This is a genomic window from Streptomyces sp. NBC_00209, from assembly GCF_045206345.1.
In the GTDB taxonomy this organism is placed as follows: Bacteria; Actinomycetota; Actinomycetes; order Streptomycetales; family Streptomycetaceae; genus Streptomyces.
Genome location: NZ_CP108121.1, coordinates 2,335,329 through 2,355,293, shown reverse-complemented (window position 1 = coordinate 2,355,293; position 19,965 = coordinate 2,335,329). Strand labels below are relative to the sequence as shown.

The 19,965-nt window shown below is 69.2% G+C and carries 25 protein-coding genes and 2 pseudogenes; 15 read left to right on the top strand and 12 right to left on the bottom strand.

Going from position 1 to position 19,965, the window contains the following annotated elements; translation table 11 throughout:
• Window positions 1–27: 27 nt before the first annotated feature.
• Together OG867_RS10215 and OG867_RS10210 are read right to left on the bottom strand one after the other, a co-directional pair.
• Entirely contained in the window at window positions 28–1,146 is a 1,119-nt protein-coding gene (locus tag OG867_RS10215; RefSeq protein ID WP_406284430.1) for a tyrosine-type recombinase/integrase, read from the bottom strand.
• 24 nt (window positions 1,147–1,170) lie between these two features.
• Complete coding sequence (locus OG867_RS10210) at window positions 1,171–1,671, bottom strand: helix-turn-helix transcriptional regulator (RefSeq protein ID WP_406284428.1); 501 nt, start codon at window positions 1,669–1,671, stop codon at window positions 1,171–1,173.
• Window positions 1,672–1,792: 121 nt separating this feature from the next.
• Here OG867_RS10210 and OG867_RS10205 point away from each other — a divergent pair, with 121 nt between their 5' ends.
• From OG867_RS10205 to OG867_RS10180, 6 genes are all read left to right on the top strand, one after another.
• Window positions 1,793–1,987, top strand: a complete 195-nt coding sequence (locus tag OG867_RS10205; protein WP_123974439.1) for an AlpA family transcriptional regulator — start codon at window positions 1,793–1,795, stop codon at window positions 1,985–1,987.
• A gap of 400 nt (window positions 1,988–2,387) precedes the next feature.
• Window positions 2,388–3,797: a DUF3631 domain-containing protein gene (locus tag OG867_RS10200; protein ID WP_406284426.1), complete on the top strand. Its 1,410-nt coding sequence runs from the start codon at window positions 2,388–2,390 to the stop codon at window positions 3,795–3,797.
• A 315-nt stretch (window positions 3,798–4,112) separates the two neighbouring features.
• Entirely contained in the window at window positions 4,113–4,682 is a 570-nt protein-coding gene (locus OG867_RS10195; protein WP_406290877.1) for a hypothetical protein, read from the top strand.
• A complete protein-coding gene (locus OG867_RS10190; protein WP_406284424.1) occupies window positions 4,672–6,369 on the top strand; it encodes a relaxase/mobilization nuclease domain-containing protein in 1,698 nt (565 codons plus the stop codon). The genes OG867_RS10195 and OG867_RS10190 overlap by 11 nt, the downstream gene beginning before the upstream one ends.
• A gap of 57 nt (window positions 6,370–6,426) precedes the next feature.
• The gene (locus OG867_RS10185; RefSeq protein ID WP_406284422.1) at window positions 6,427–6,867 is read left to right on the top strand and encodes a hypothetical protein; all 441 of its coding nucleotides are present in this window, start codon (window positions 6,427–6,429) and stop codon (window positions 6,865–6,867) included.
• 170 nt (window positions 6,868–7,037) lie between these two features.
• Window positions 7,038–7,610, top strand: coding sequence for a hypothetical protein (locus OG867_RS10180; protein WP_406284420.1), 573 nt, complete (start codon window positions 7,038–7,040; stop codon window positions 7,608–7,610).
• Window positions 7,611–7,730: 120 nt separating this feature from the next.
• On the opposite strand, the gene OG867_RS10175 is transcribed toward OG867_RS10180, so the two are convergent.
• The 4 genes from OG867_RS10175 to OG867_RS10160 form a co-directional block, all read right to left on the bottom strand.
• Window positions 7,731–8,276, bottom strand: a complete 546-nt coding sequence (locus OG867_RS10175; RefSeq protein ID WP_406284418.1) for an HAD domain-containing protein — start codon at window positions 8,274–8,276, stop codon at window positions 7,731–7,733.
• A 35-nt stretch (window positions 8,277–8,311) separates the two neighbouring features.
• Window positions 8,312–9,004: a class I SAM-dependent methyltransferase gene (locus OG867_RS10170; RefSeq protein ID WP_406284416.1), complete on the bottom strand. Its 693-nt coding sequence runs from the start codon at window positions 9,002–9,004 to the stop codon at window positions 8,312–8,314.
• Window position 9,005: 1 nt separating this feature from the next.
• On the bottom strand, window positions 9,006–9,917 hold the full coding sequence (locus OG867_RS10165) for an aminoglycoside phosphotransferase family protein (RefSeq protein ID WP_406284414.1): 912 nt from the start codon (window positions 9,915–9,917) through the stop codon (window positions 9,006–9,008).
• Window positions 9,918–10,000: 83 nt separating this feature from the next.
• Entirely contained in the window at window positions 10,001–10,750 is a 750-nt protein-coding gene (locus OG867_RS10160) for a hypothetical protein (RefSeq protein WP_406284412.1), read from the bottom strand.
• 223 nt (window positions 10,751–10,973) lie between these two features.
• Between OG867_RS10160 and OG867_RS10155 the strand changes: the two are divergent.
• The 5 genes and pseudogenes from OG867_RS10155 to OG867_RS10135 all read left to right on the top strand — a co-directional run.
• A pseudogene (locus OG867_RS10155) lies at window positions 10,974–11,303 on the top strand (tetratricopeptide repeat protein); the annotation flags it as partial.
• A gap of 100 nt (window positions 11,304–11,403) precedes the next feature.
• A complete protein-coding gene (locus OG867_RS10150; RefSeq protein WP_331720360.1) occupies window positions 11,404–12,357 on the top strand; it encodes an IS481 family transposase in 954 nt (317 codons plus the stop codon).
• Window positions 12,354–13,400: pseudogene (locus OG867_RS10145) on the top strand (tetratricopeptide repeat protein); the annotation flags it as partial. The gene OG867_RS10150 and the pseudogene OG867_RS10145, both read left to right, overlap by 4 nt.
• 1 nt (window position 13,401) lies before the next feature.
• Window positions 13,402–13,938, top strand: coding sequence for an NUDIX domain-containing protein (locus OG867_RS10140; protein WP_406284410.1), 537 nt, complete (start codon window positions 13,402–13,404; stop codon window positions 13,936–13,938).
• Window positions 13,935–14,396, top strand: coding sequence for a hypothetical protein (locus OG867_RS10135; protein WP_406284408.1), 462 nt, complete (start codon window positions 13,935–13,937; stop codon window positions 14,394–14,396). The genes OG867_RS10140 and OG867_RS10135 overlap by 4 nt, the downstream gene beginning before the upstream one ends.
• Before the next feature lie 18 nt (window positions 14,397–14,414).
• Here OG867_RS10135 and OG867_RS10130 read toward each other — a convergent pair whose 3' ends face one another.
• The 3 genes from OG867_RS10130 to OG867_RS10120 form a co-directional block, all read right to left on the bottom strand.
• Window positions 14,415–14,675 carry a hypothetical protein gene (locus OG867_RS10130; RefSeq protein WP_406284406.1) on the bottom strand — a complete coding sequence of 87 codons (261 nt, stop codon included), beginning with the start codon at window positions 14,673–14,675 and terminating at the stop codon, window positions 14,415–14,417.
• Window positions 14,676–14,807: 132 nt separating this feature from the next.
• Window positions 14,808–15,353: an IS1096 element passenger TnpR family protein gene (locus tag OG867_RS10125; protein WP_406284404.1), complete on the bottom strand. Its 546-nt coding sequence runs from the start codon at window positions 15,351–15,353 to the stop codon at window positions 14,808–14,810.
• Window positions 15,354–15,462: 109 nt separating this feature from the next.
• Window positions 15,463–15,723, bottom strand: coding sequence for a hypothetical protein (locus OG867_RS10120; protein WP_406284402.1), 261 nt, complete (start codon window positions 15,721–15,723; stop codon window positions 15,463–15,465).
• A gap of 96 nt (window positions 15,724–15,819) precedes the next feature.
• Here OG867_RS10120 and OG867_RS10115 point away from each other — a divergent pair, with 96 nt between their 5' ends.
• The gene (locus OG867_RS10115; RefSeq protein ID WP_128839843.1) at window positions 15,820–16,176 is read left to right on the top strand and encodes a hypothetical protein; all 357 of its coding nucleotides are present in this window, start codon (window positions 15,820–15,822) and stop codon (window positions 16,174–16,176) included.
• A gap of 66 nt (window positions 16,177–16,242) precedes the next feature.
• Window positions 16,243–16,779: a CbrC family protein gene (locus tag OG867_RS10110; RefSeq protein ID WP_406284400.1), complete on the top strand. Its 537-nt coding sequence runs from the start codon at window positions 16,243–16,245 to the stop codon at window positions 16,777–16,779.
• 17 nt (window positions 16,780–16,796) lie between these two features.
• Here the strand turns inward: OG867_RS10110 and OG867_RS10105 are convergent, their stop codons facing one another.
• The 3 genes from OG867_RS10105 to OG867_RS10095 are packed head-to-tail and all read right to left on the bottom strand — an operon-like array spanning window position 16,797 to window position 18,538.
• On the bottom strand, window positions 16,797–17,426 hold the full coding sequence (locus OG867_RS10105) for a DUF6000 family protein (protein ID WP_406284398.1): 630 nt from the start codon (window positions 17,424–17,426) through the stop codon (window positions 16,797–16,799).
• Window positions 17,427–17,429: 3 nt separating this feature from the next.
• Window positions 17,430–18,161, bottom strand: coding sequence for a HEAT repeat domain-containing protein (locus OG867_RS10100; protein ID WP_406284396.1), 732 nt, complete (start codon window positions 18,159–18,161; stop codon window positions 17,430–17,432).
• The gene (locus OG867_RS10095) at window positions 18,158–18,538 is read right to left on the bottom strand and encodes a CPCC family cysteine-rich protein (protein WP_406284394.1); all 381 of its coding nucleotides are present in this window, start codon (window positions 18,536–18,538) and stop codon (window positions 18,158–18,160) included. The genes OG867_RS10100 and OG867_RS10095 overlap by 4 nt, the downstream gene beginning before the upstream one ends.
• A gap of 422 nt (window positions 18,539–18,960) precedes the next feature.
• On the opposite strand from OG867_RS10095, the gene OG867_RS10090 reads away from it, so the two are divergent.
• Together OG867_RS10090 and OG867_RS10085 are read left to right on the top strand one after the other, a co-directional pair.
• Window positions 18,961–19,245, top strand: coding sequence for a hypothetical protein (locus OG867_RS10090; RefSeq protein WP_406284392.1), 285 nt, complete (start codon window positions 18,961–18,963; stop codon window positions 19,243–19,245).
• Window positions 19,227–19,640, top strand: coding sequence for a PIN domain-containing protein (locus OG867_RS10085; protein ID WP_406284390.1), 414 nt, complete (start codon window positions 19,227–19,229; stop codon window positions 19,638–19,640). Before OG867_RS10090 ends, OG867_RS10085 begins: the two co-directional genes overlap by 19 nt.
• The last annotated feature ends 325 nt before the right edge of the window (window positions 19,641–19,965 follow it).

The window sequence follows — 19,965 nt, the reverse complement described above, 5'->3', positions numbered from 1 at the left end:
GATGGGTCCGGCACGCGGGGGGAGTGGTTACGCCGCTTCGTCGACCTGTGGCTTGGTCTCGGCGGACTGGTCCGCGTACGCCTTGTCGACGGCGGCCCGGGTCCGCTCCTCGGAGTCGGGCCACAGGTGGGTGTAGATGTTCAGCGTCATGGCCGCGTTGGTGTGGCCGAGGCGCTCGGAGACCGTCTTCACGGATTCGCCGTGCTTGATCAGCAGGCTGGCGTAGTGGTGCCGGAGGGCGTGGGGTCCGGTGCCCTTCGGTATGCCGGCCTTCGCACAGGCGGGCCGCCAGGAGGCGTCCATGAAGTGCGTGTAGACCACGGGCCCGCCCTGCGGCGCCGTGAAGATCCAGCTCTCGGGCCCATCGGCGGGGAAGTCCCGCAGGTGGGCCTTCATCGCATCCACCGCTATGCGGGGGAGTGGGACCGTGCGGTGCGAGCGAGCGGTCTTGGGCGGGCAGACGTACACGCCGTGCTTGGCGGTCTGCTGGATCTGCTGCTCGACCGAGACGGTCGCGTGCAGCAGGTCCACGTGCCGAAGCTGCAGGCCGAAGAGCTCGCCGGGGCGGAGCCCGGTGGCCGCGCCGAGCAGCACGAGGCCCTTGTATCGGGCGGGTATCTCCTCGGACAGCGTCCGCACCTGCTCGACGGCCAGGGGCACGATCTTCTTCCGTGGTACCGAGGGCAGTTTCGCCTCGGCACACGGGTTGTGAGGGATCATCCGGTCACGGACGGCCGCCCGGAAGACGGCGTTGACCGTGTTGAAGACCGTCCGTGAGGTGCTGGCGGCCAGCCCGTGTGTGGTGGTCAGGCTGGTGACCCAGCTCTGTACGTCGCCGGGCTTGATGGCGCCGAGTGCCCGCTTCTCCCAGGCCGGGTAGACGTAGCAGCGCAGGTGCTGGGCTACCGCCTTGGCCGTGGAGGGCCGGTGCGGCTGGATGGCCCGCCATTCCTCCGCGTACTCCTTGAAGGGCTTCTTTGCCGACCGCGGGTCGACGTACTGACCGGTGACCAGGCTGGCCGTGACCTCGTCGATCCACCGCTGGGCGTCGATCTTGCGGTCGAAGTGGCGGGCGTGCTCCTTGCCGTCGAGGTCGCGGTAGCGGGCCCGCCATTTGCCGTTGGGGCGCTTCTGGATGTTGGCCAAGTGGCCTCTCCTTCGTGTCGGTTGTCAGTAGTGGCCGCCGTCCTCGATGTCGCTGCTGAGGGTGCGAGCGTCCCGCTCGTCGCCCATGAGGCGGAGGCACTGCTCGTGGATCGCCCGCGAGCTGTCGGGATGGGCCTTGATGTGGTCGGCGATGGCGGCCACGGCGTGGTGCAGACGGTCGCGCGCGTCTCGAGCCTCGTAGAACGCCTCGACGGCTTCTTGGACGAGCCGCCGGCTGTCGATGTCGAGCCCCTCCAAGGGCGGGGACATCAGCTCTTCAAGAGGAAGCTCGAAGACGCGGGAGAAGGCGAGTGCCTCGTCGAGGTTGATACGCCGACGGGGGGTGCCGTTCTCGATGCGCCAGACCGCCGTCTGGTTCATCTTGATGCCGGCTCTGGTCACCCGCTCCGCCAGCTCGGTCGTGCTCCACCCTCTGACCTCGCGCTCCAGGGCCACGCGCGCGGCCACGTTCCCTTCGCTGTAGAGCAGCGGGACCTCGCCGCCCTTGGGCCTGTCGCCTGCCATCGAACCTCCATCGTCACCGTCGCTATCCCAATTGAAACATGGGCTTCCCGATTTGGGTAACCGCCGATCCTGGGGTACAACTTTATGCAGATCGAATCGATACCTAGCCGAATGGGAATGCATGCGATACCTGACCACCGCCGAGGTCGCCGAGCGCTACCGCACGGCCGAGAGCACTGTCCGCTACTGGCGCCATATCCAGAAGGGGCCACGCGGCATCAAGGTCGGCAAGCGGGTGCTGTACCCCGAGGCCGAGCTGCTGCGCTACGAGCGCACCCTGATCGACGGCCAGGAGGAATGGGGCCTGGCCTCGTGAGCCACCGACGGGCCCAGACACAGCAACGGCCCTCGGCGCGCCAACGCCGAGGGCCGGAGATTCCCCTGCACGCCGCCCATCCCTGAACGAACGAACCGGTGAGAGGCGGGAACTTGCCCGTCCCGTCCCTCACCTGAGAGGAACGCCGATGGAGGACTCTACGTCCCCCGCCACCTCGAACACATCCCACAAGGTCGTCTGGCCTATAGCCGCGGTCCCCGGCCAGGGCATCCCGTGGCTCGGTCCAGACCGAACAGACGGCCGGCCCGCCTTTCCGGGGGCCGGCGATCGACCGGACCGTGCCGCTGGTCCGGTCGGTCCGGGACCGGACCGACCCGCGACCGAAACCCGGACCGAAGTCCCGGACAACCCGGACCAGGAACCCGGACCGACGGAGAACGTGCAGCTCATCGGCCTACCGGACCGGATCGGGAACCCGGACCACGGCCCCGGTCCGGAAGCCGAGGACCGGACGGAGAGTTCCGGTCGGTCGGCCGGCGAACCCGGACCGTCGGTCCGGGTTGACCATAGTCACCACGGTGCTCCGGGGACGGTCCCCGAACCCGGACCGGGGACCGAGGGTCGTGAGCGTGCTGGCTTCTCGGCGGACCGGAACCAGGACGGGACCGTCGTACTGGACGAGCTGCGCGCCGCGATCGGCCGCTACGTCGTACTGCCGAGCGACGAGGCCCTGACCGCGGTCACCTTGTGGGTGGCGGCCTCCCACATCCAGCCTGCCCTCCAGCACGCGCCGCGCCTGGCGGTGGTGGGCCCGACCAAGGGCTGCGGCAAGTCCCGCGTCCTGGACGTGCTCCACGAGACCGTGTCCCAGCCGATGATGACCGTGAACACCTCGCCGGCGGTGGTCTTCCGGATCATCGGCGAGGACCCGCCGACGCTGCTGGTGGACGAGGCCGACACTATCTTCGGCCCCAAGGCCGGCGACAAGGAGGACCTCCGGGGCCTGCTGAACGCCGGACACCAGCGCAACCGCCCCGCCTGGCGGATCTCCGGCCCTGAGCACAAGCCGACCGCGTTCCCGACCTTCGCCATGGCCGCGCTGGCCGGCATCGGCGACCTGCCGGACACGATCATGGACCGCGCCGTCGTGCTCCGCATGCAGAAGCGCAAGCCCGGCGAGAAGGTCGCTCCCTTCCGCTCCCGGCACTCCGTCCCGGAACTGAACGCGCTGCGGGACCGGCTGGCCGCGTGGCTGACCCCGCTGCGCGGGACAGCACACCGGCTGGTGCCACCGATGCCGGTCGAAGACCGGGCCGCGGACACCTGGGAGCCCCTGGTCATCGTTGCCGACCTGGCCGGCGGCCACTGGCCCGCCCAGGCCCGCGCCGCCTGCCTGGCGATGACCCGCACCGAGCTGGTCCAGGACGAACAGACGACGCTGAAGACCCGGTTGCTCCGGGACATCCGCCGCGTGTTCGAGCAGCAGGGCGACGCGGAGGCGCTGCGCAGCCACGACCTGCTCGCCGCCCTCCTCCAGGACGCCGAGGCGCCCTGGTCCGAGTACGGGACGAAGGGCCTGAACGCCTACCACCTGGCCAACCTGCTGCGCGACTTCGGCATCAGCCCGGCCAACCACCGCTTCGAGAACGGCAGGCAGGCGAAGGCGTACGCCCGAAACCAGTTCCTCGACGCCTGGGCCCGCTACTGCCCCGACCCTGCCCAGCCGACCCCCGCAGCTAGCGAGACCGTGGTCGCACGTCGAGCCCAGGGCAAGCCACCAGCCCCTCCGTCGGGGACGTTGCCCATCGGTCCGCCTGGCGGGTCTGCCGGCCCCAGGCCCACGCGCTGACACCAGCTCCGTATCAATCCGTCGCATCCGTCCCCGCGCAGGTCAGCGCGGGGACGGAGTTCCTCGCCGATACGGATCACTCCGTACCTGCGACCGCCTCCGTACCTGTCCTGACCAGCTACGGGACGGATGCAACGGACGTGACGAAGCCCCACCGCACACGACCACCGGAGCACCACCATGCCCGAAACGAGCACCGACAACGCCCCCACCCGCCGCCTCAAGGGGTTCTTCGGCCTGACCCGCCGATCAGCAGCAAGCTGGAACGAACGAGCCTCTAACGAGGCTTCGTCCGCGCTTGCCCCCGCCCCAGGGGTGGCGGAGAAGAAGGCCGAGCGCCAGGGGGCGCCCGAGCCGGAGGAGGGTGCAGCCGAGACTCGCTGCCCGCCCGCAGCCGACTCCGTCGCCCCGAGCACTCAGCCGCCGACCGATATCCCACCGCCCGTCGAGCAGCTCTCCTGGCGGGATCTTGATGCCCCCGTCCTGCCCGCACTGATGAACCGCAAGCGCACCGTGGAGAAGCGCGACCAGGAGAAGACCATCCGCTTCACCCGGACCGCTGTAAGCGTGATCAGCGCCGCCGCTCACCAGCGCGGTCAGAAGTTCGCCGGATTCGTCGGCGACGCCGCCCTCGCCCTCGGCAAGGCAGGACTCGTCGGCAGCCCGGAGGACGACCCGGTCCGCCCGCTGATCGAGGCCGTCGAGGCACACACGGTCGCGCTGAACAGCATCGGCAGGAACCTCAACCAGATCACCGCAGCCATCCACCGAGGAGCGGTGCCCGAGCGTGCCGAGGCGGTGCTGGACCGCGTCGAGCAAGCCGCCGAGAGCAGCTACCGACTGATCGACCAGCTCCTGACGGAAGGCACCGCACATGGTTCCTGACGTCTCCACCGGCTCCGACACCCGCGGGCTGATCGTCTACCTCTTCGGCCCCGGCCGCCGCGACGAACACACCGACCCGCACATCGTCGCCGCCTGGGACATGGCCGGCGCCCCCGACCCCGGCCGCGACCCGGCAGCCACCTACACCCAGCTCGCCAAGCGCCTCGACACCCACGTCGACCTGCGCACCCGCGAGCTGGGTGGCAAGAAGCCACCTCAGCACGTCTGGCACTGCCCGGTCCGTACCGCGCCCGGCGACCGCTACCTCACCGACGCCGAGTGGGCCGAGGTCGCCCGCCGCATCGTTCACGCCACAGGCGTCGCACCCGAAGGCGACGAGAAAGCGTGCCGGTGGATCGCGGTACGCCATGCCGACGACCACATCCACATCATGGCCACCACAGTCCGCGCCGACGGACGCCGCCCCCGCACCCGCCGCGACGGACAGCGGGCCCAAGCCGAATGCCGCAAGATCGAAGCCGAGTTCGGCCTGCGCCGCCTGAAGTCCGGCGACCTCACCGCGCCCCGCACCCCCACCGGCGCCGAACGCGCCAAGGCCGAGCGCCAGGGCCAGACAGTCACGGCACGGCACTGGCTGCGCGAGCAGGCGTATGCGGTCGCCGCCGCCGTACGAACCGAAGCCGACTACTTCACCGTGCTGCAGTCCCTCGGCATCAAGGTCAAGACACGCATCGGCCCCGAGACCGGCGACGTCATCGGCTACAGCCTCGCCGCCCCAGGCGACACCAACGCGGCTGGCGAACCCGTCTGGTACGGCGGCTCCAAACTCGCCCCCGACCTCTCCATCAACCGCCTACGCGAACGCCTCTCCGACCAGGAGGTAGCCGACCACCCTCGGTATGTGGCGGACCCCACGGACCCATGGCGCCACACCACCACCGCCATACACGCGGCGCGCACCGTTCTCGACTCCGGTGACGATGCCGCCGCCCAGGGCTACCTGGCCGCCTTCGGCGATGCCCTGTACAACATCGCCAGCGCCACGACCGGCCCACACCGGGCGGAACTACGGGCGGCGGCGATGGCGTTCAACCGCGCCCGCCGCTCCGCCACCCGCGCCGACCACCAGGCCGCCACCGCCCTGCGCAAGGCCGCCAAGGAACTCGCCTACGCCTCCAGCGAGCCGGGCGGGCTCGCCATCGCCCTGCTCTTCGCCACCGTGCACTTGGCCCGCGCCGCCGCCAAGTGGCACGAGCAACGCGGCCACGAACAGCAGGCCGCTGCGGCCGAAGAAGCATTCCGCCACCTCCAGGCGGGCTACCAGCAGGCCGCCGCACCCGTCCTGGCGGACCTGGCCCGCCGCGCACCACGAGCCGCAACCGCCCGCCGCTTCGAGCAGGACGTTCGCGCGACTCTCCCCGACCACGCCGACCGGATCCTCGCCGACCCCACTTGGACCGCCCTGACCACAACCCTCGCCCAGGCCGAAACCGCCGGCCACAAGCCCCGACGTCTCCTGGCGAAGGTGGGTGCCCAGCGGGAACTCGACAGCGCGGAGCGCCCGGCCGAGATCCTCAACTGGCGCATCACCGCTCAGCCGAACCGACGGACGCAAGCCGCTCGCAGCCGAAGCACCATCAGCGGCACCTCGGCCAGGTCCGCCACGCCGCATCCTCCGGTCGCACCAGTGGCCACGAGGTCCGAAGAGCACGGTCGACACCGCTGACCCCGGTCAGATGCCCTTCTGCGGGCGCGCGTCCTCATCACGCCGTAGCCTTCCGGCGTGCGCTATCTCGCAGAACCATTCATCCTCGGCGCCCTGAAGCGGGGGCGTTCCGTCGAGCAGTTCCTTGGACCGATTGGAACCCCCGAGAGGCCGGGGGTCCGCTGGGTCGAAATACGACCGTCCCGAGGGTCTTACGAGGTCTACCTCCACACCGCTCTCGACTGCGAACCCCTGACTGGCGACCTGGATTCGCTGCCACCGTTGTTCGACGACGGGGAAGAGGACTTCGGCCTGCTCTTGGCAACCACGAGTGAGCCGCTTGCTGCCATGCACGCTGCCGAGAGCCAAACCGGAGCCGCACTCGAACGCTGGGTAAACCAGACCATGGCGGGCGATGAGTACCGCGACTACGTACTGGCCGGCCGCCCCGCAACGACACCTGACGACCGGCCGTGGCCCACTCCGCAGTCGTCGGCCGCCAGGCCGGCGACCTCGTAGACGATCAGCGGGACCCGTTATCCAGCCCTCGCGTGGGCACCGGAAGCCGTCGCCGGAGGTGATCGCTGAGTTCACAGCCTTTCGCGCCCGGCCGCACCCCGGCAGTCTGCTGGTCGGTGATTGACATGATGGGCGCCGGTGAGTTCTCAGGTGTCTCTAGAGGGGCGACTATGGCGGTCAAGGCCGAAGCCGATTTCGGAGTCGCCGGACGGGACGAGTGGTCCTATGCGCCGGCTGTCGGAGTGGGACCGCTCCGGTTCGGTATGACCGTCGACGAAGTGGTCGAGGCGGCTGAGACACTCGGCCAGACGAAGGTCAGCGATTGTGCACCGGACCACGCGATCTTCTCGCCGACCTGGAAGGTCGAGGTCCGCCGTCACGGGGCGGCTCCTTCTCCATCTGCCGTCACAACCTATGTGAGTCAAGCTGTGGGCCTCTTCTGCATTGCTGTCGACGCCGTGTACGGTCCCCAGGTCGCATACGACGGAATCCGGCTGGTCGGGCGAGACCTGTCGGAGCTGGAGAGCGACGCAATTGCGTATGCCGAGGCAATGGACGTGTACTTCCGCTACACGCCCGAGGGCTACGCAGGACCGGATGATCCCGGGGTCGTCATGCGCGGGCAACTAGTCGGGCCGGTCCTCCGATCGCGCCCGTTGTTCATGGTGACGCGCGACGGCGCGAATACCGAATGGGACTCGATGCCCTCCGAGGAGTACCGCCTCAACGGGTCGACGGCCTGACGTGGCGTGACTCATGGCGAGGAGGCCCGAATACGCCAGCCCACCAGTCGAGGTCGCGTTCGGGCCGCCCGTTACGCAGCCTGATGCCCTCGCTGTCCGTGGCAGCGAGGGCATCAGTCGTCAGGCGGCTCGGACTACGGGTAACTGAGCGACCCACTTCGTCACCTCAGTCAGATGCTCGGGCTGCAGCCCGAGGTGTGGGTCGGGCTGAACGAGGAGGGTCGCCGTCCCGCGGGCGGCGCGCTCCGCCGCCCAGGCGTGGTCGAGGCCGGTGAAGTCGTCGTCGATCCAGACGGCGGGGGCGTCGCCCAGCCAGGCGTCGACGTGGTCGCGCTTCCAGAGGTAGCCGTTGGGGTGGCTGGTGGTGATCTGCGGACGCGGGAGATCGACGTACGACAGGGTCGGAAGGCCGAGGAGCGGCCCGATGAGGGTGGTGGCGTCTTGGCGCCAGCTGGTGCACCAGACCGGGGTGACCAGGCCGGTGCGGATCACGTCCATGAGCAGGCGGCCGTGGTCAGGGTCGAGCCAGACGGTGACCGGGTTGTCGGCGCTCCGGCCGGCGGGGACGACGTCGTGGCGGGCGTGGGTGGCCGGGGTCGAGCCGTGCTGGTCAGGGAAGGGTATGAGGACGCCGTCGATGTCGAGGAGCAGGTAGGGCGGGCGCATCGGTTCCTCCAGGGGAAGCCGGGGCAAATGGCTGGTCAGAGCTTGCGGGCGCGGATCAGCAGGGTGGTGGGCCAGTGGCCCATGCGGGGGTCGTGGAACTCCTGGGCCGAGGTGAGCCAGAAGCCCGCCTGGCTGAGGTGCTTCTCCCACCGGTCTGTGGAGAACTCCCAGCGGGCGATGGGTAGTCGGGTGCGATCGGGAAGAGTGACGTGGTCACGACGAGGCCGGTCGTCGCTCGAGGGGCTTCGGCCGCCACGCTGCGAGTGTGGGACGGAGAAGGCGAGCACCCGGCCGGGCGTGAGGCGTTGGGCGATGGCCGGGAGCAGGAGCTCGGGGGCGACGAGACCGACGGCGCCGAAGACGGAGTAGATCGCGTCGAACTGCTCGGCGGAGGCGTGCAGGTAGTGCAGGGCGTGGCCGGCGATGAAGGTGAGGTTGTTCAGCCGTCCGTAGTGGGAGCGGGCGCGGCGGACCTGGAGGCCGACCAGGTCGACGCCGGTGACGTTGGCGCCGTGGCGGGTGGCGAGGTGGGCGGCGTTGTGGCCAGGGCCGCAGCCGAGTTCCAGGAGCCGCTTGCCGCGCAGGTCAGGCCCGAGGACATCGGCGCCGGGACCTTGGCCGGGTCTCGTGGTCCATTCCATCCGGGCGGGTACGGAGAGGGGTTCGGCGAGTCCGGCGGCGGTGCGCTGGACGGCGTGGGCGTGCCAGGGGGATGCCTGGGCGAGCACGTCAGATCTCCAGGAGGTGGAGGACGTCGGTGAGGTGGCGGCGGACGGCCTTGATGTAGGCGGGGTCGGTGGCCGGGTCGTTGATCCAGCGGATGGACTGCTCCATGAACCACTCGACGGCCCACATGCGGTGCCAGCCCAGGGCCCAGTTCTCGGCGGTGAGCCCGCCGCGCGGGGCGAGGGCGTCGGGGGAGCCGCCGGCGGTGACGTACTGGTCCAGGAAGACGCGCAGGCGCACGGGGTGCGGGGGTTCGATGGTTCCGTGCCAGCTTGCGAGGTCGAGCAGGCCGGGGCCGGTGAAGGCGCGGGCGAAGTCGAGCAGCCGCCAGCCGCGCTCGCCGATGTGCAGGCTGGTGGGGTGGAACTCGGAGTGCACCCAGCCGAACGGTTCCAGCGTCGCTCCGACCGAGCGGGCCTCGGCGGCCTGGGCGATCCTGTCGAGCGCGTCCTCGACGTCGTCGGCGTCCTGCCACCGGTCGGCCCTGCGCAGCCGTTCGAGGTGTTCCAGCGCCCGGGCGGGCAGCGTGCGCAGCCGGTTCTGGTCGAGGACAGGCAAGGGCGGAGCCGTACGGGTGCCGTGCAGGATCACGGCCGCGGCGACGCCGTCGAGGTCGTCGGCCTCGCGGACGGACGGTCCGAGGTCCTCCATGAGCATGCCGAGCCAGCCGTCCAGGGCGGCGGAGGCGTGGACCTGGGGGACGGGCACGCCGAGGGCGTGGGCCAGGCGGAGGGCCTGGTCCTCGCTGTCGAAGGGCTTCTTGGCGTACTTGAAGATGGCCGTGGAGCCGTCCGGGAAGATCACGCGCTCGACGCCGGACATGGACCACACGCGTACCTCCTCCCGTACAGCGGTGGTCTGGCCGACCACGGTGAGCAGGTTGTCGAGGAGTTCGGCGCTGGGGTTCGTGGTCACGTGTGGGCTCCGGAGGGTGAGGGTGGCGTCCGGGGCGGGCGGGAGGGAGGTGTCGGCCCGCCCCGGAGCCTGATCGGGTGGGGTTACGCGGCGGGGTTCACGCGGTGGGCGTAGACCTGCTCGATCCAGCCCGCCTTGAACGCGGCCAGGTCGTCACGGAAGTTGGCCATTGAGGCACCGTAGGGCGCGACCACTCCGCCGGACTGGTCCGGCACGGACTGGCAGCCGTGCACGAGCCGGCCGCCGAGGGCGGCGTGGGCCTTGATGGACTCGATCCGGCGGTGCTCGTTGAACCAGCCGCCGTGGTAGACCTCGTCGAGCATCCCGCCCGTCTCGTCGTCCAGGTCGAAGACGACGGAGGTGGCGGCGGGGAAGAACCAGCACGGGCCGACGTTGGAGATGTGCCCGTCGAGCTCTACCTTGTTGAGCGCCATGAGCGTGGCCGCCTCGCGGAGCATCCGCAGGTGATCGGCGGTGATCTGCGGGAGTCCGAGACCGGCGAGGTGCTCGTCACGGAAGAGGTAGGCGTACACCTCGTACGCGGTGGCCAGGACGCGGGCGGCGTCGGAGGTGGACTCGCCGTGGTTCTTGATGAAGTCGAGCGCGAGCTGCTCGACCGCGCTCTCGGTCGTCTCGTCCACGTTCAGGAGCTGGGACTTGACCAGCTCCCAGTCGGCGACGAGCCAGGAGTTGGACTCGAAGCGGAAGAAGTACTCGGCCGGGTCGATCGTGATGCGCCGGCCGTCGACCTGGATGCCGGGCAGGCGGCTCCAGCGCGGGTCGAACGCCTCGGGCAGCTCGACCGTGATGGCCGTGGTGTCGATGGTGGTCACCGTGTCTCCGTCTCTGATCGGCCGGGTTCGGGCACAGGAATGCCCGAGCCCGGTGTGGGCGTACGGAACTTCGGGGAGCCGCCCGGACCAAGGGGGAGCCTGGATCGCGGTCGCGCCGTTCCGGGCGGCTGCTGATAAGTGAACCGGTGGTCACGCTCAGTGGGTACGGTGGAAGGCAGTTGAAGCGGTATACGCGGTTTACAGCTCCAGGGCGGAGGCGATCGTGGCGGCGCAGAGAGAACCCAACTCCCGTCTGCGCGACGTCATCGACGCGGTCGGCTGCACCTACGAGGCCCTCGCCCGAGACGTGCGGCGCATCGCCGCCGGGAACGGCGAGATCCTCCAGACCAACAAGTCGGCCATCTCGCACTGGGTGAACGGCACCCGTGCCCCTTCGGGCCGGGTAGGTCAGTACCTGGCCGAGGCGCTGTCCCGCCGAGCGGGGCGCCCGATCACCCAGACCGAGATTGGCCTCCAGGCCGGTGATGACGAAGAGCCGGCGGAATCCGACCCCGTCCTCGCTGTCACCGACCTAGGTGTTCTGTCCATGGAGGTTGGTGACGGATCCCACGGCTTGGGGATCTTGAACGAGTGAGGGCCTTCCGGGTTCGGTGTGGATTGCGACATCTACACGGAACGATCAGAAGGCCCTCATGCCCCACCGTAATGCACCCCTGACCGAGACCGGGCGTCTGCGTCTGGCCCGCTGCGTCGTCGAGGACGGCTGGCCTCTGCGCCGGGCCGCCGAGCGCTTCCAGGTCTCGCCCACCACGGCTCAGCGGTGGGCGGGGCGCTACCGCGAGCGGGGCGAGGCCGGGATGACCGACCGCTCCTCCCGGCCCCACTACAGCCCGCGCCGGACACCGACCCGTACCGAGCGGCGGATCATCAAGGTCCGTGTCCTGCGGCGCTGGGGACCAGCCCGCATCGCCTATCTGCTCGGGCTGAACCCGGCGACCGTGCACCGCGTCCTGACTCGCTACAAACTCGCCCGCCTGGCCCATCTGGACCGAGCGACCGGCCGGGTGATCCGCCGCTACGAGCATGCCGCCCCCGGTGACCTCGTGCACGTCGACATCAAAAAGCTCGGCAACATTCCCGACGGCGGCGGCCACAAGGCCCTCGGCCGCCAAGCAGGCCGCAAGAACCGGGCGGGCGCCGGCATGAGTTTCCTGCACAACGCAGTCGATGATCATTCCCGTCTCGCCTACAGCGAGATCCTCACCGATGAGAAGAAGGAAACCGCCGTCGGATTCTGGCAGCGCGCCCACGCCTACTTCGCCGCCGCCGGGATCACCGTCCAGCGCGTCCTGACCGACAACGGTTCCTGCTACACGTCGTACCTCTGGCGCAACTCACTTGTTTCACAGGGCATTTCACACAAGCGCACCCGCCCCTACCGGCCCCAGACAAACGGGAAGGTCGAGCGGTTCAACCGGACCCTGCTGGACGAGTGGGCCTACGCCAAGGCATATCGGACCGAGACCGAACGGCGTGACGCCTACTCGCGATGGCTCCACACCTACAATCACCACCGCGGACACACCGCGCTCAAGGGCCAACCACCCGCCAGCCGCGTCCCTAACCTCACGGGTCAGTACACCTAGGCCGCGCCGACGTCGAGCGCCGACGCTTCCTCGCCATCGCGGCCTTCACCACCGCCGGCGTCGCCATGCCGCTCGGCTACGACCACGAAGCCACCGCCCGCATGCTCCGCGCCCGCACCGGCACGTCCATGGCCGGCGCAGAGGACGTGGACGTCGTACGCCAGATCACCGCGGCCTTCAGCGCCGCCGACGAGCGCCTCGGCGGCGGGCACGGCCTTACCACCGTCACCGCATACCTCGCCGACACAGCCGCCCCCATGCTGCGCGGACGCTTCCCCAACGAAGCCTTACGCCGAACAGCCTTCGGCGCTGTCGCCGAACTCGCCTACCTCGCAGGGTGGAAGCATCACGACCTCGGCCAGGAAGGCGCCGCCCAGCGCTATTACCAGGTCGGCTACAAGCTCGCCTGCGAAGCCGACCCCCACGGCCACGCCGCCTGGATGATGCGCGCCCTCGCCCACCAGGCCCTGAGCCTCAAACAGCCCCACCACTGCATCGACCTGGTCGAAGGCGCCCTGCGACGCGGCCTCGGCCACGTCGACGGCCAGACCGAGGCCCTCCTTCACATCACCCACGCCCGCGCCTACGCCGCCACCGACGAGAACTCGTCGGCCGCACGCGCCCTGCTTGCAGCCGAGGACGCCCTCCTACGGGACGACGGTCCCCAGCCCAGCTACTCCTGCGTAAGCGGCCCGGCCGCCGGCACCGTGGCCAGCCATACCGCCCGCACCCTGACAGACCTCGCCGACCACATCGGCACCGAACAGCAGCACCGAGACGCCCTCACCCGCTGGGACCCTGCGAAGTACAAGCGCGTCCACGCCCTCACCCACGCCGACCTCGGCGACAGCCTCGCCGCCCAGGCCCGCGCCGACGAAGCGGTCGCAGCCTGGACCCAAGCCCTGGTCCTCATGGAAGGCATGACCTCCGACCGCACCCGCAAGGCGATCACCTCAATCCGCTCCACGCTCGCGGTCTACCAGCGCCGCCGCGTTCCCGGTGCCGCCGATCTCGCCCGCCGCGCCCGCGAGGCCCTCGCCTAACATGCCCAACAACCCGCCCGACGAAGGGAACACCGTGACCCAGCAGACCGACGACCAGCCCAAGGCCCTCAAGCCGGCGCTCGAATCGATGACCCTGCTGGTCGCGGCCGTCATCGTCCACGACAAGGCCGCCAACCGCGTCGTCCTCCTCCAGCGCAGCGAGAACGCGAAGTTCGCCCAGGGGATGTGGGACCTCCCTGTCGGCAAGAGCGAACCGGGCGAGCCCATCACCGAGACCGCCGTCCGCGAGCTCTACGAGGAGACCGGCCTCACGGTGAAGCCCGAGTCCCTCAAGGTCGCCCACATCATCCACGGCGCCTGGGGTGTCGAAGCCCCCAACGGCTTCCTCACCGTTGTCTTCGCCGCCCACGAATGGACCGGCGAACCCGAAAACCGCGAACCCCGCAAGCACTCGCAGGTCTGCTGGGTCGACGCCGACGCCATCCCCGAAGCCTTCGTCGACACCACCGCCAGCGCCCTCCGCCATTACCTGAATGACGGCTCGGAGGTCTCGCTGGACGGCTGGTCGGCAGCGTGAGCATCACGCTGCTCCACCTCATACCCAAGGACCCGCACTTTTCGCCTGCGCCCGCTGCGAGCGAGGCTGCGCAAGCCCGGCTACGACAACTGGTTCCTGAGGCGTTGGGCGGTTACGACGTCTGGGACATCCCCGGCACAGCCTTCATTGATCCCGGGGAGAACTGGTGTGGTGTCCGGTGCCCCGTGTGTGGCTCCGACATCGAAGACTGGTGGGGCGACGCGATGGACACGGCAGCCCTTCCGGACGGCTATTTCGACGCGCTTGCCGTGACGATGCCCTGCTGCTCTGCCCAGACGGACTTGAACGCCCTCGACTACGTCGAGGCTGCGGGATTCGCCAGGTACAGCCTCGTCACCACAGACCCAGAATGCGAGCTGCCACTACCACCAGCCAGCATCCAGGCGCTGGAGGACCTCCTGGGCACGGACCTGCGACAGGTCATCGCCCGGTACTGACGTCAAGCACTGGCTTCGCTATGCGGGGCTGCTCGGCAACAGAAGCTCGTACGGCAGGTGATCGTCGTCCGGTACGCGCGGCACGTAGTCCGGGGCCGTGCGTGCAGCCACAGCCAGCAGGCGAGCGGCAGCCTCCTCCTCGGAGATGGAGGCAAGCCCGAGGGCGTGCAGAAGGCGGTCGCGCTCGGCGTCGAAGTCCGGGTGGTCGGCCCGAAGGTCCGAGCCGAGCTCGCTGATCGCGAAGCCCTTCGCCAGGTCGCGCCAGAAGGGCAGCACCACGATGAGTGTGATGGCGTCGACGAGGTCGGCTGTCAGCGGCCAGTTAATTTTCCCCGCTCGCGGCCACTTCGTCTCCCCACCACGGCCACTTCAATTCCCCACTGGCGGCCACTCCGTGTACGCAGCGTGAGGTCATACCCGGCGGCGTTCGCCCCACCACGGCAGGATCGGAGGCAGGTCGCTGAGGCCGCGGGCTGGCCGCTTCGGCATCGGCGACTCCCCGTCGTCTCCGTCCCAACGGCGCGCGTACTGGTCCGGGAGGTTGCCCCAGCCCCAGTAGGGAACCGGGCGGTCGGGCACCTCACCGAGTTCATCGAGGGGATCAATGCGTTTCTCCGCCACCGTGCACAGGTGCGCCCAGTCATCGCCCATGTCGAAGACATAGGCGAACTGTTCGCCGGCCTCCAGCCTGCTCAGCTTGGTCACATGGCCGTCCACGGTGCCGTCCGGGGCCTCGCCGTCCCACCAGTCCAGCGGGCTGACGTGGGCGGCGTCGGACAACGTGAACAGGTGCAGGTGAGCCAAGTCCCAGCGCGCGAAGGCGAGATCGATGGCCGAGGCGAGCTGCGCGAAGGAATGCGACCGAGCAGCGGCGAATACCCGGCCGGGACGCGGCCACAGGTCCGCACCGTGACCAGAGACCAACTCCACCCGGATCGACAGCCACGTACGAGCCATGTCAAAACCCCCTCATGCCAGATCCGCGAGCCGGCACCAAGGCTACTGACTGTGACAGCCGACTGGGGAATCGAGCTGGCCGTACGTGGGGAATTCCTACTGGCCGCCGTCAGTCGGCGCCGATCAATGTGGCTTGGCCCTCCGAGTCGGCGTACAGGACGGGCCTCTCCTCGGCGCCGGCCTCCCCACACAAGTAGTACGTGCCGCCAGCGCCGCAACCGGCTATCGGGTGTAGGGGGCTCCTGGTAGGAAGGGTAAGTTCCTCGATGGGATCCCGACGCTCGACGTCGAAATCGCCAGGCCAGGCAAGCGCGGTGGCAAGGGAAGGCTCCTGCTCGATCCGGCGGAGCAGGTCGTCTGATGCGGTCATGGGACGGAACGTAACAGCGCGGTCGGACGTCTGGTGCGGCTGGCCTGCTGGTCGACGCCAGCCGGTGCTGTCAGTAGGGCGTGGCACAGTTCGGCCATGAGTTACGACCTGGCGGTGTGGGAAGGCAGCAAGCCCGCTGACGATGTGATCGCGGGCGAGGTCCTCACGCAGATGTACGACCGCTACATCGACACGGAGGAAGAGTTCCCACCCTCCCCGCGTATCGCGGAGTACGTTGCTGGGCTCTTGGCGCGGTGGGTGGATCTCACGGAGGACGAGGAGGACACCTCCCCTTGGTCGACGGGGCCGTTGATCGGCGAGGCGTCCGGGCCGTTCATCTACTTCCCGATGCGGTACAGCATGGCCGAGGAGGCTTCGGCCTACGCCGCCGATCTCGCGGCATCGATGGGGCTCGTCTGCTATGACCCGCAGGCTCGGCTGCTGCGGCCGTGACCGCCTTCGGACCGAGGGCGGGTGCAGTCCGGCACGGCCTTCTTGTGCGCAGGTAGCGTGACCGGCATGTCCGAGGAGTTGCCCGGTTTTCCCTACCACCCCGACCCCTTGGCGACCGGGGCGGTCGTTGAGTCCAGCACGACGTGCCTTTGCTGCGGGAGGGCGCGGGGGTTCATTTACACGGGCCCGGGGTACGCGGTCGAGGAACTTTCCAGCTTGCTGTGCCCGTGGTGCATCGCGGATGGCAGCGCGGCTGCGAAGTACGACGCGCACTTCATTGGTGACCCGATCGGGGACGATGTCCCGCTTGAGGTCGTGATGTCCGTCGATGCGTGTACGCCGGGCTTCTCCTCCTGGCAGGACCCGCAGTGGTTCTTCCACTGCGGTGATGGTGCGGCGTTCCTGGGGGCGGTCGGGATGGCCGAGCTGGCCATGTTCCCGGATGCCCTGCAGGCGCTTCGCAGCGAGGTTGGCGCGTGGGGGTGGTCTGCCGAGGCGATGGAGAGCTATCTGGGCGCTCTGGACAAGGACAGTCAGCCCACGGGCTACCTCTTCATGTGCCGCACGTGCGGCCGATACATGGCGTACGCGGACTTCACGTAGCCGCAGTCAGGCGGCTGCTACGGCCGGGTCCACCCGTTGGCGAACTCGCAGTGGAGGTCTATCCAGCGACGCTGTTCGGCGGGGGTGTGGTTGGGGTAGCCGAGGCGTCCCACGCCCTTGACCCACTCGTCCCAGAGGCCGTCGGGCTCTGTGAAGCGGTCGGCGTGGTGGGTGCCGAGGAGGGCGTCGAGGCGGAGGAGGGCACCGAGGGCGGCGGGCTGGTCGTAGTGGAGGTCGGTGCGGGGGAGGTAGTGGTCGAGGTAGGCGGTGAGGATTGCGGCGTCGGCGTGGGTGCCGAAGCGGGCCAGGGCGAAGCAGTAGGCGCTGCCGGAGTAGCAGACCTCGCTGGCCAGGAGCAGGTCGCCGATGCGTGCCCGGAACCGTTCGCGGCGGTCGACGCCGATCAGCCAGGCGGCGGTGAGGCGCGAGCGCCATTCGTACCCGAGGAGAGCTTCCAGTTCCTCGTCGGTGATCGCGGCGGCGTCATTCAGCAGATGTCGGGTGAAGCGGGTGGTGTGCCACCACCGGGGGCCCAGGAACCGCCCGCCATTCAGTACGAGATAGCGCGGGAGGCCGCCGTACATCCTCGTCACGTAGCTCTCGACCACATGGCCGTAGCCGACTTCCTCGGGGTGCTGGGACAGCATCGGTCACCTCTCCGGGTGCAGGTCGGTCCGGTCGATCCAAGTGGGGGCGACGAAGATGTTGTCGCCGACGGGGGCTTCGGAGGCTTCCAGCAGGGACCACGTGCGGGACTCTTCAACCCGGTGCTCCCAGGGCGCGGTCCAGTCGAGTTCCCAGTCCAGGCCAGTGCCGGAGACGCCGTACGTGCGGCCAGCGTCCACTCGCCAGAACTGGGAGTAGAGGATCACCTGGGCGTGGTCGGCCAGGTCGTTGATGATCTCGGTGAAGTGGGCCGAGGGCCAGCCGGGGGCGTCGTCCGCAGCGGTGGCTCGTAGGCGCGCGGTGAGCGGCGGGACGACGGGGGTGCGTGCGCCGAGTTCGGTCAGGGCCCAGCGGATGCCTTCCGGCTCGCTCCAGTCCGGTGGCGTCGCCCGTTCCAGGCAGGCGCGATAGGCGCGGCGCACAGCCTCGACCGCGCCGTCGATCTTCAGGCTCGCCAAGGCCATCGCCGCCCATTCCCGGACGGTGGAGTCGTCGCTGCGCAGGAGGGCGATCAGAGCGGGGCCGCAACGTGGGTCCGCTACCTCTTCGAAGACCTCGATGGCGGTCAGCTGACCGAAGCGGTCGAGGGAGGGCAGTCCGTCGATGATGGCGGGGATGGCGTCGGAGCCGATGCCGATCAGTTCTGCGCGGGAGTCGTACGACGGGCCGGTCGAGTCATCGAGCTGCTGGATGAGTCTCTCGATGCGGGTGGTCATGGGTGGTCCCGGCGCCAGAAAGTGGGCAGCCACCAGCAGAGCACCGAGTGGTCGTCGGGCCACGGGGCGCGGTCCTCGGCTTCCCAGTCCTCGAAGGAGTCGCACTTCAGGTCGATGGGGCGCCAGGCGGGGTCGAGCGGCTCGTCCTCGGCCGGTGGGCGGACGAACCGCCGGCCGTGCTCGTCGCAGGCGCCGAAGTCCTGGTAGTTGCGCTGGGCCTCGATCAGGGAGACCTTGTTCGCCCCGCCTGCCATGGCCGGCCAGCGGAACTGGATGGCGTCGTCCTCCCAGAAGCAGACGGGGCAGATCTCGTACGAGCCGGGCATCGCGTCCAGCACGCGGTGCCCGCAGCAGGGACAGGGGTAGCGGTCGCTCACCTGGGCAGTCTCCTTGCCGGTCCCGCCGGTGCGCCATGGATTTCTCGGCCTTCACCCGCCCGGCCAGTCCGCAGCCAGTCCGCAGGACACCCGTAAACGGCCGTCGGGAGCCAACGTATGCCAACCAGGAAATTCCAGGTCAGAGCCCTGGAGGGGGCTCCGCCGCAGGTCAGGATCAGTCCGCAGACATTCCGCTTCAACGTGTAGCGGCTGACATATCACCACGTCGTTTATCCGGCAAACATGCAGGTCAAATAGGGTCCGGCTCTTCGGGGTCGGGCCCTTGGTTTTTCCCGTGCTGGGATGGTGCTGGGATGGGATGAGGGCGCCCGTGCTGGGATTTGTGCGAGCAGGGCGTTGACCGAGCTGTGAAGGTAGTACGGACGTGGCACTTTTCCTACTCGTTTGACACAATCGGGGGCATGGCTGAGTCGACGTACAGCATTGGGGAAGGCCCGGCGACGCGGGTGAGCCTGTCGCTGCCGGAGGGGACCGCGGAGGCGATCCGGGCGCGGGTGGGCAAGCGGGAGTTCTCCGCGTTCATCGCCGAGGCGGTCGAGCGTGAGCTGCGCGGCCAGGCCCTGGACGAGTACCTGGCGGACTACGAGAGCCGCAAGGGGCCGGTCTCCGAGCCGGCCCGGCAGCGGGCGCGCCAGGTCTTCGACGAGGTGTTCGCCGAGGAGGCCGAGTGGCCCGCCGCAGGCTGAGTCACGAGGGGACGCTGGTCCTCGACAGCCAGGGATTCTCGAAGCTGCTCGCCGACGACGAGCAGGTGGTGGCCCTGATCGCTGAGGCGCGCTCGCGGGGCATGGAGGTCGTGATCAGTGCGCTCACCATCATCGAGGCCGTCCACGCCCGTACGAACAAGTCACGCCTGAACTGGGTGCTTTCCGGGCTGCGGGTCGTCCCGGTCGGTGACGAGGAGGCGAGGGCGGCCTCGAAGTTGCTGATGAACGCCGGTTTGCATGGGCACAAGTACGCGATCGATGCGGCGGTCGCCGAGGCCGCGCTGCGACAGCACCGCCCCGTGGTCATGCTGACTTCCGATATTGACGACATGGCCAAGCTGTGCGGCGAGCGGGTCCGGCTCGTGGCGGTGTGACTTCCCTTGGTCCGGCTCAGCAGGAGCGGGGTCCGTAGGGGCTCCAGTGACCGAGGAAGGGCTTGAGGTCGTCGCCGCTGGGTTTCGGCGGCGTGGGCAGTTTCGGCGCTGAGGCCGATTCGGTGAGGTTTTGGAGGTGCGCATCCGCGAACGCGAGCCACGCCTCGACCTCGGTCCGCTCCTGCCCGGGCGGAAGTGATGCGGCACGGACGCCTACTGCTGCGACGTATCCAGTCAGGCGGCTGGCCTGGTACCAGGTGTCTGCCTGTTCTCCCGACTTCAGGCGTGTGCGTGCCGGGTAGCGTTGGCGATCTTCGGTGTTCTT

Coding starts and splice junctions, on each gene's coding strand:
- OG867_RS10210 (WP_406284428.1), bottom strand. CDS start 1,671: ATGGCAGGCGACAGGCCCAAGGGCGGCGAGGTCCCGCTGCTCTACAGC.
- OG867_RS10205 (WP_123974439.1), top strand. CDS start 1,793: ATGCGATACCTGACCACCGCCGAGGTCGCCGAGCGCTACCGCACGGCC.
- OG867_RS10190 (WP_406284424.1), top strand. CDS start 4,672: ATGGTTCCTGACGTCTCCACCGGCTCCGACACCCGCGGGCTGATCGTC.
- OG867_RS10180 (WP_406284420.1), top strand. CDS start 7,038: ATGGCGGTCAAGGCCGAAGCCGATTTCGGAGTCGCCGGACGGGACGAG.
- OG867_RS10175 (WP_406284418.1), bottom strand. CDS start 8,276: ATGCGCCCGCCCTACCTGCTCCTCGACATCGACGGCGTCCTCATACCC.
- OG867_RS10150 (WP_331720360.1), top strand. CDS start 11,404: ATGCCCCACCGTAATGCACCCCTGACCGAGACCGGGCGTCTGCGTCTG.
- OG867_RS10140 (WP_406284410.1), top strand. CDS start 13,402: ATGCCCAACAACCCGCCCGACGAAGGGAACACCGTGACCCAGCAGACC.
- OG867_RS10125 (WP_406284404.1), bottom strand. CDS start 15,353: ATGGCTCGTACGTGGCTGTCGATCCGGGTGGAGTTGGTCTCTGGTCAC.
- OG867_RS10120 (WP_406284402.1), bottom strand. CDS start 15,723: ATGACCGCATCAGACGACCTGCTCCGCCGGATCGAGCAGGAGCCTTCC.
- OG867_RS10115 (WP_128839843.1), top strand. CDS start 15,820: ATGAGTTACGACCTGGCGGTGTGGGAAGGCAGCAAGCCCGCTGACGAT.
- OG867_RS10110 (WP_406284400.1), top strand. CDS start 16,243: ATGTCCGAGGAGTTGCCCGGTTTTCCCTACCACCCCGACCCCTTGGCG.
- OG867_RS10105 (WP_406284398.1), bottom strand. CDS start 17,426: ATGCTGTCCCAGCACCCCGAGGAAGTCGGCTACGGCCATGTGGTCGAG.
- OG867_RS10100 (WP_406284396.1), bottom strand. CDS start 18,161: ATGACCACCCGCATCGAGAGACTCATCCAGCAGCTCGATGACTCGACC.
- OG867_RS10090 (WP_406284392.1), top strand. CDS start 18,961: ATGGCTGAGTCGACGTACAGCATTGGGGAAGGCCCGGCGACGCGGGTG.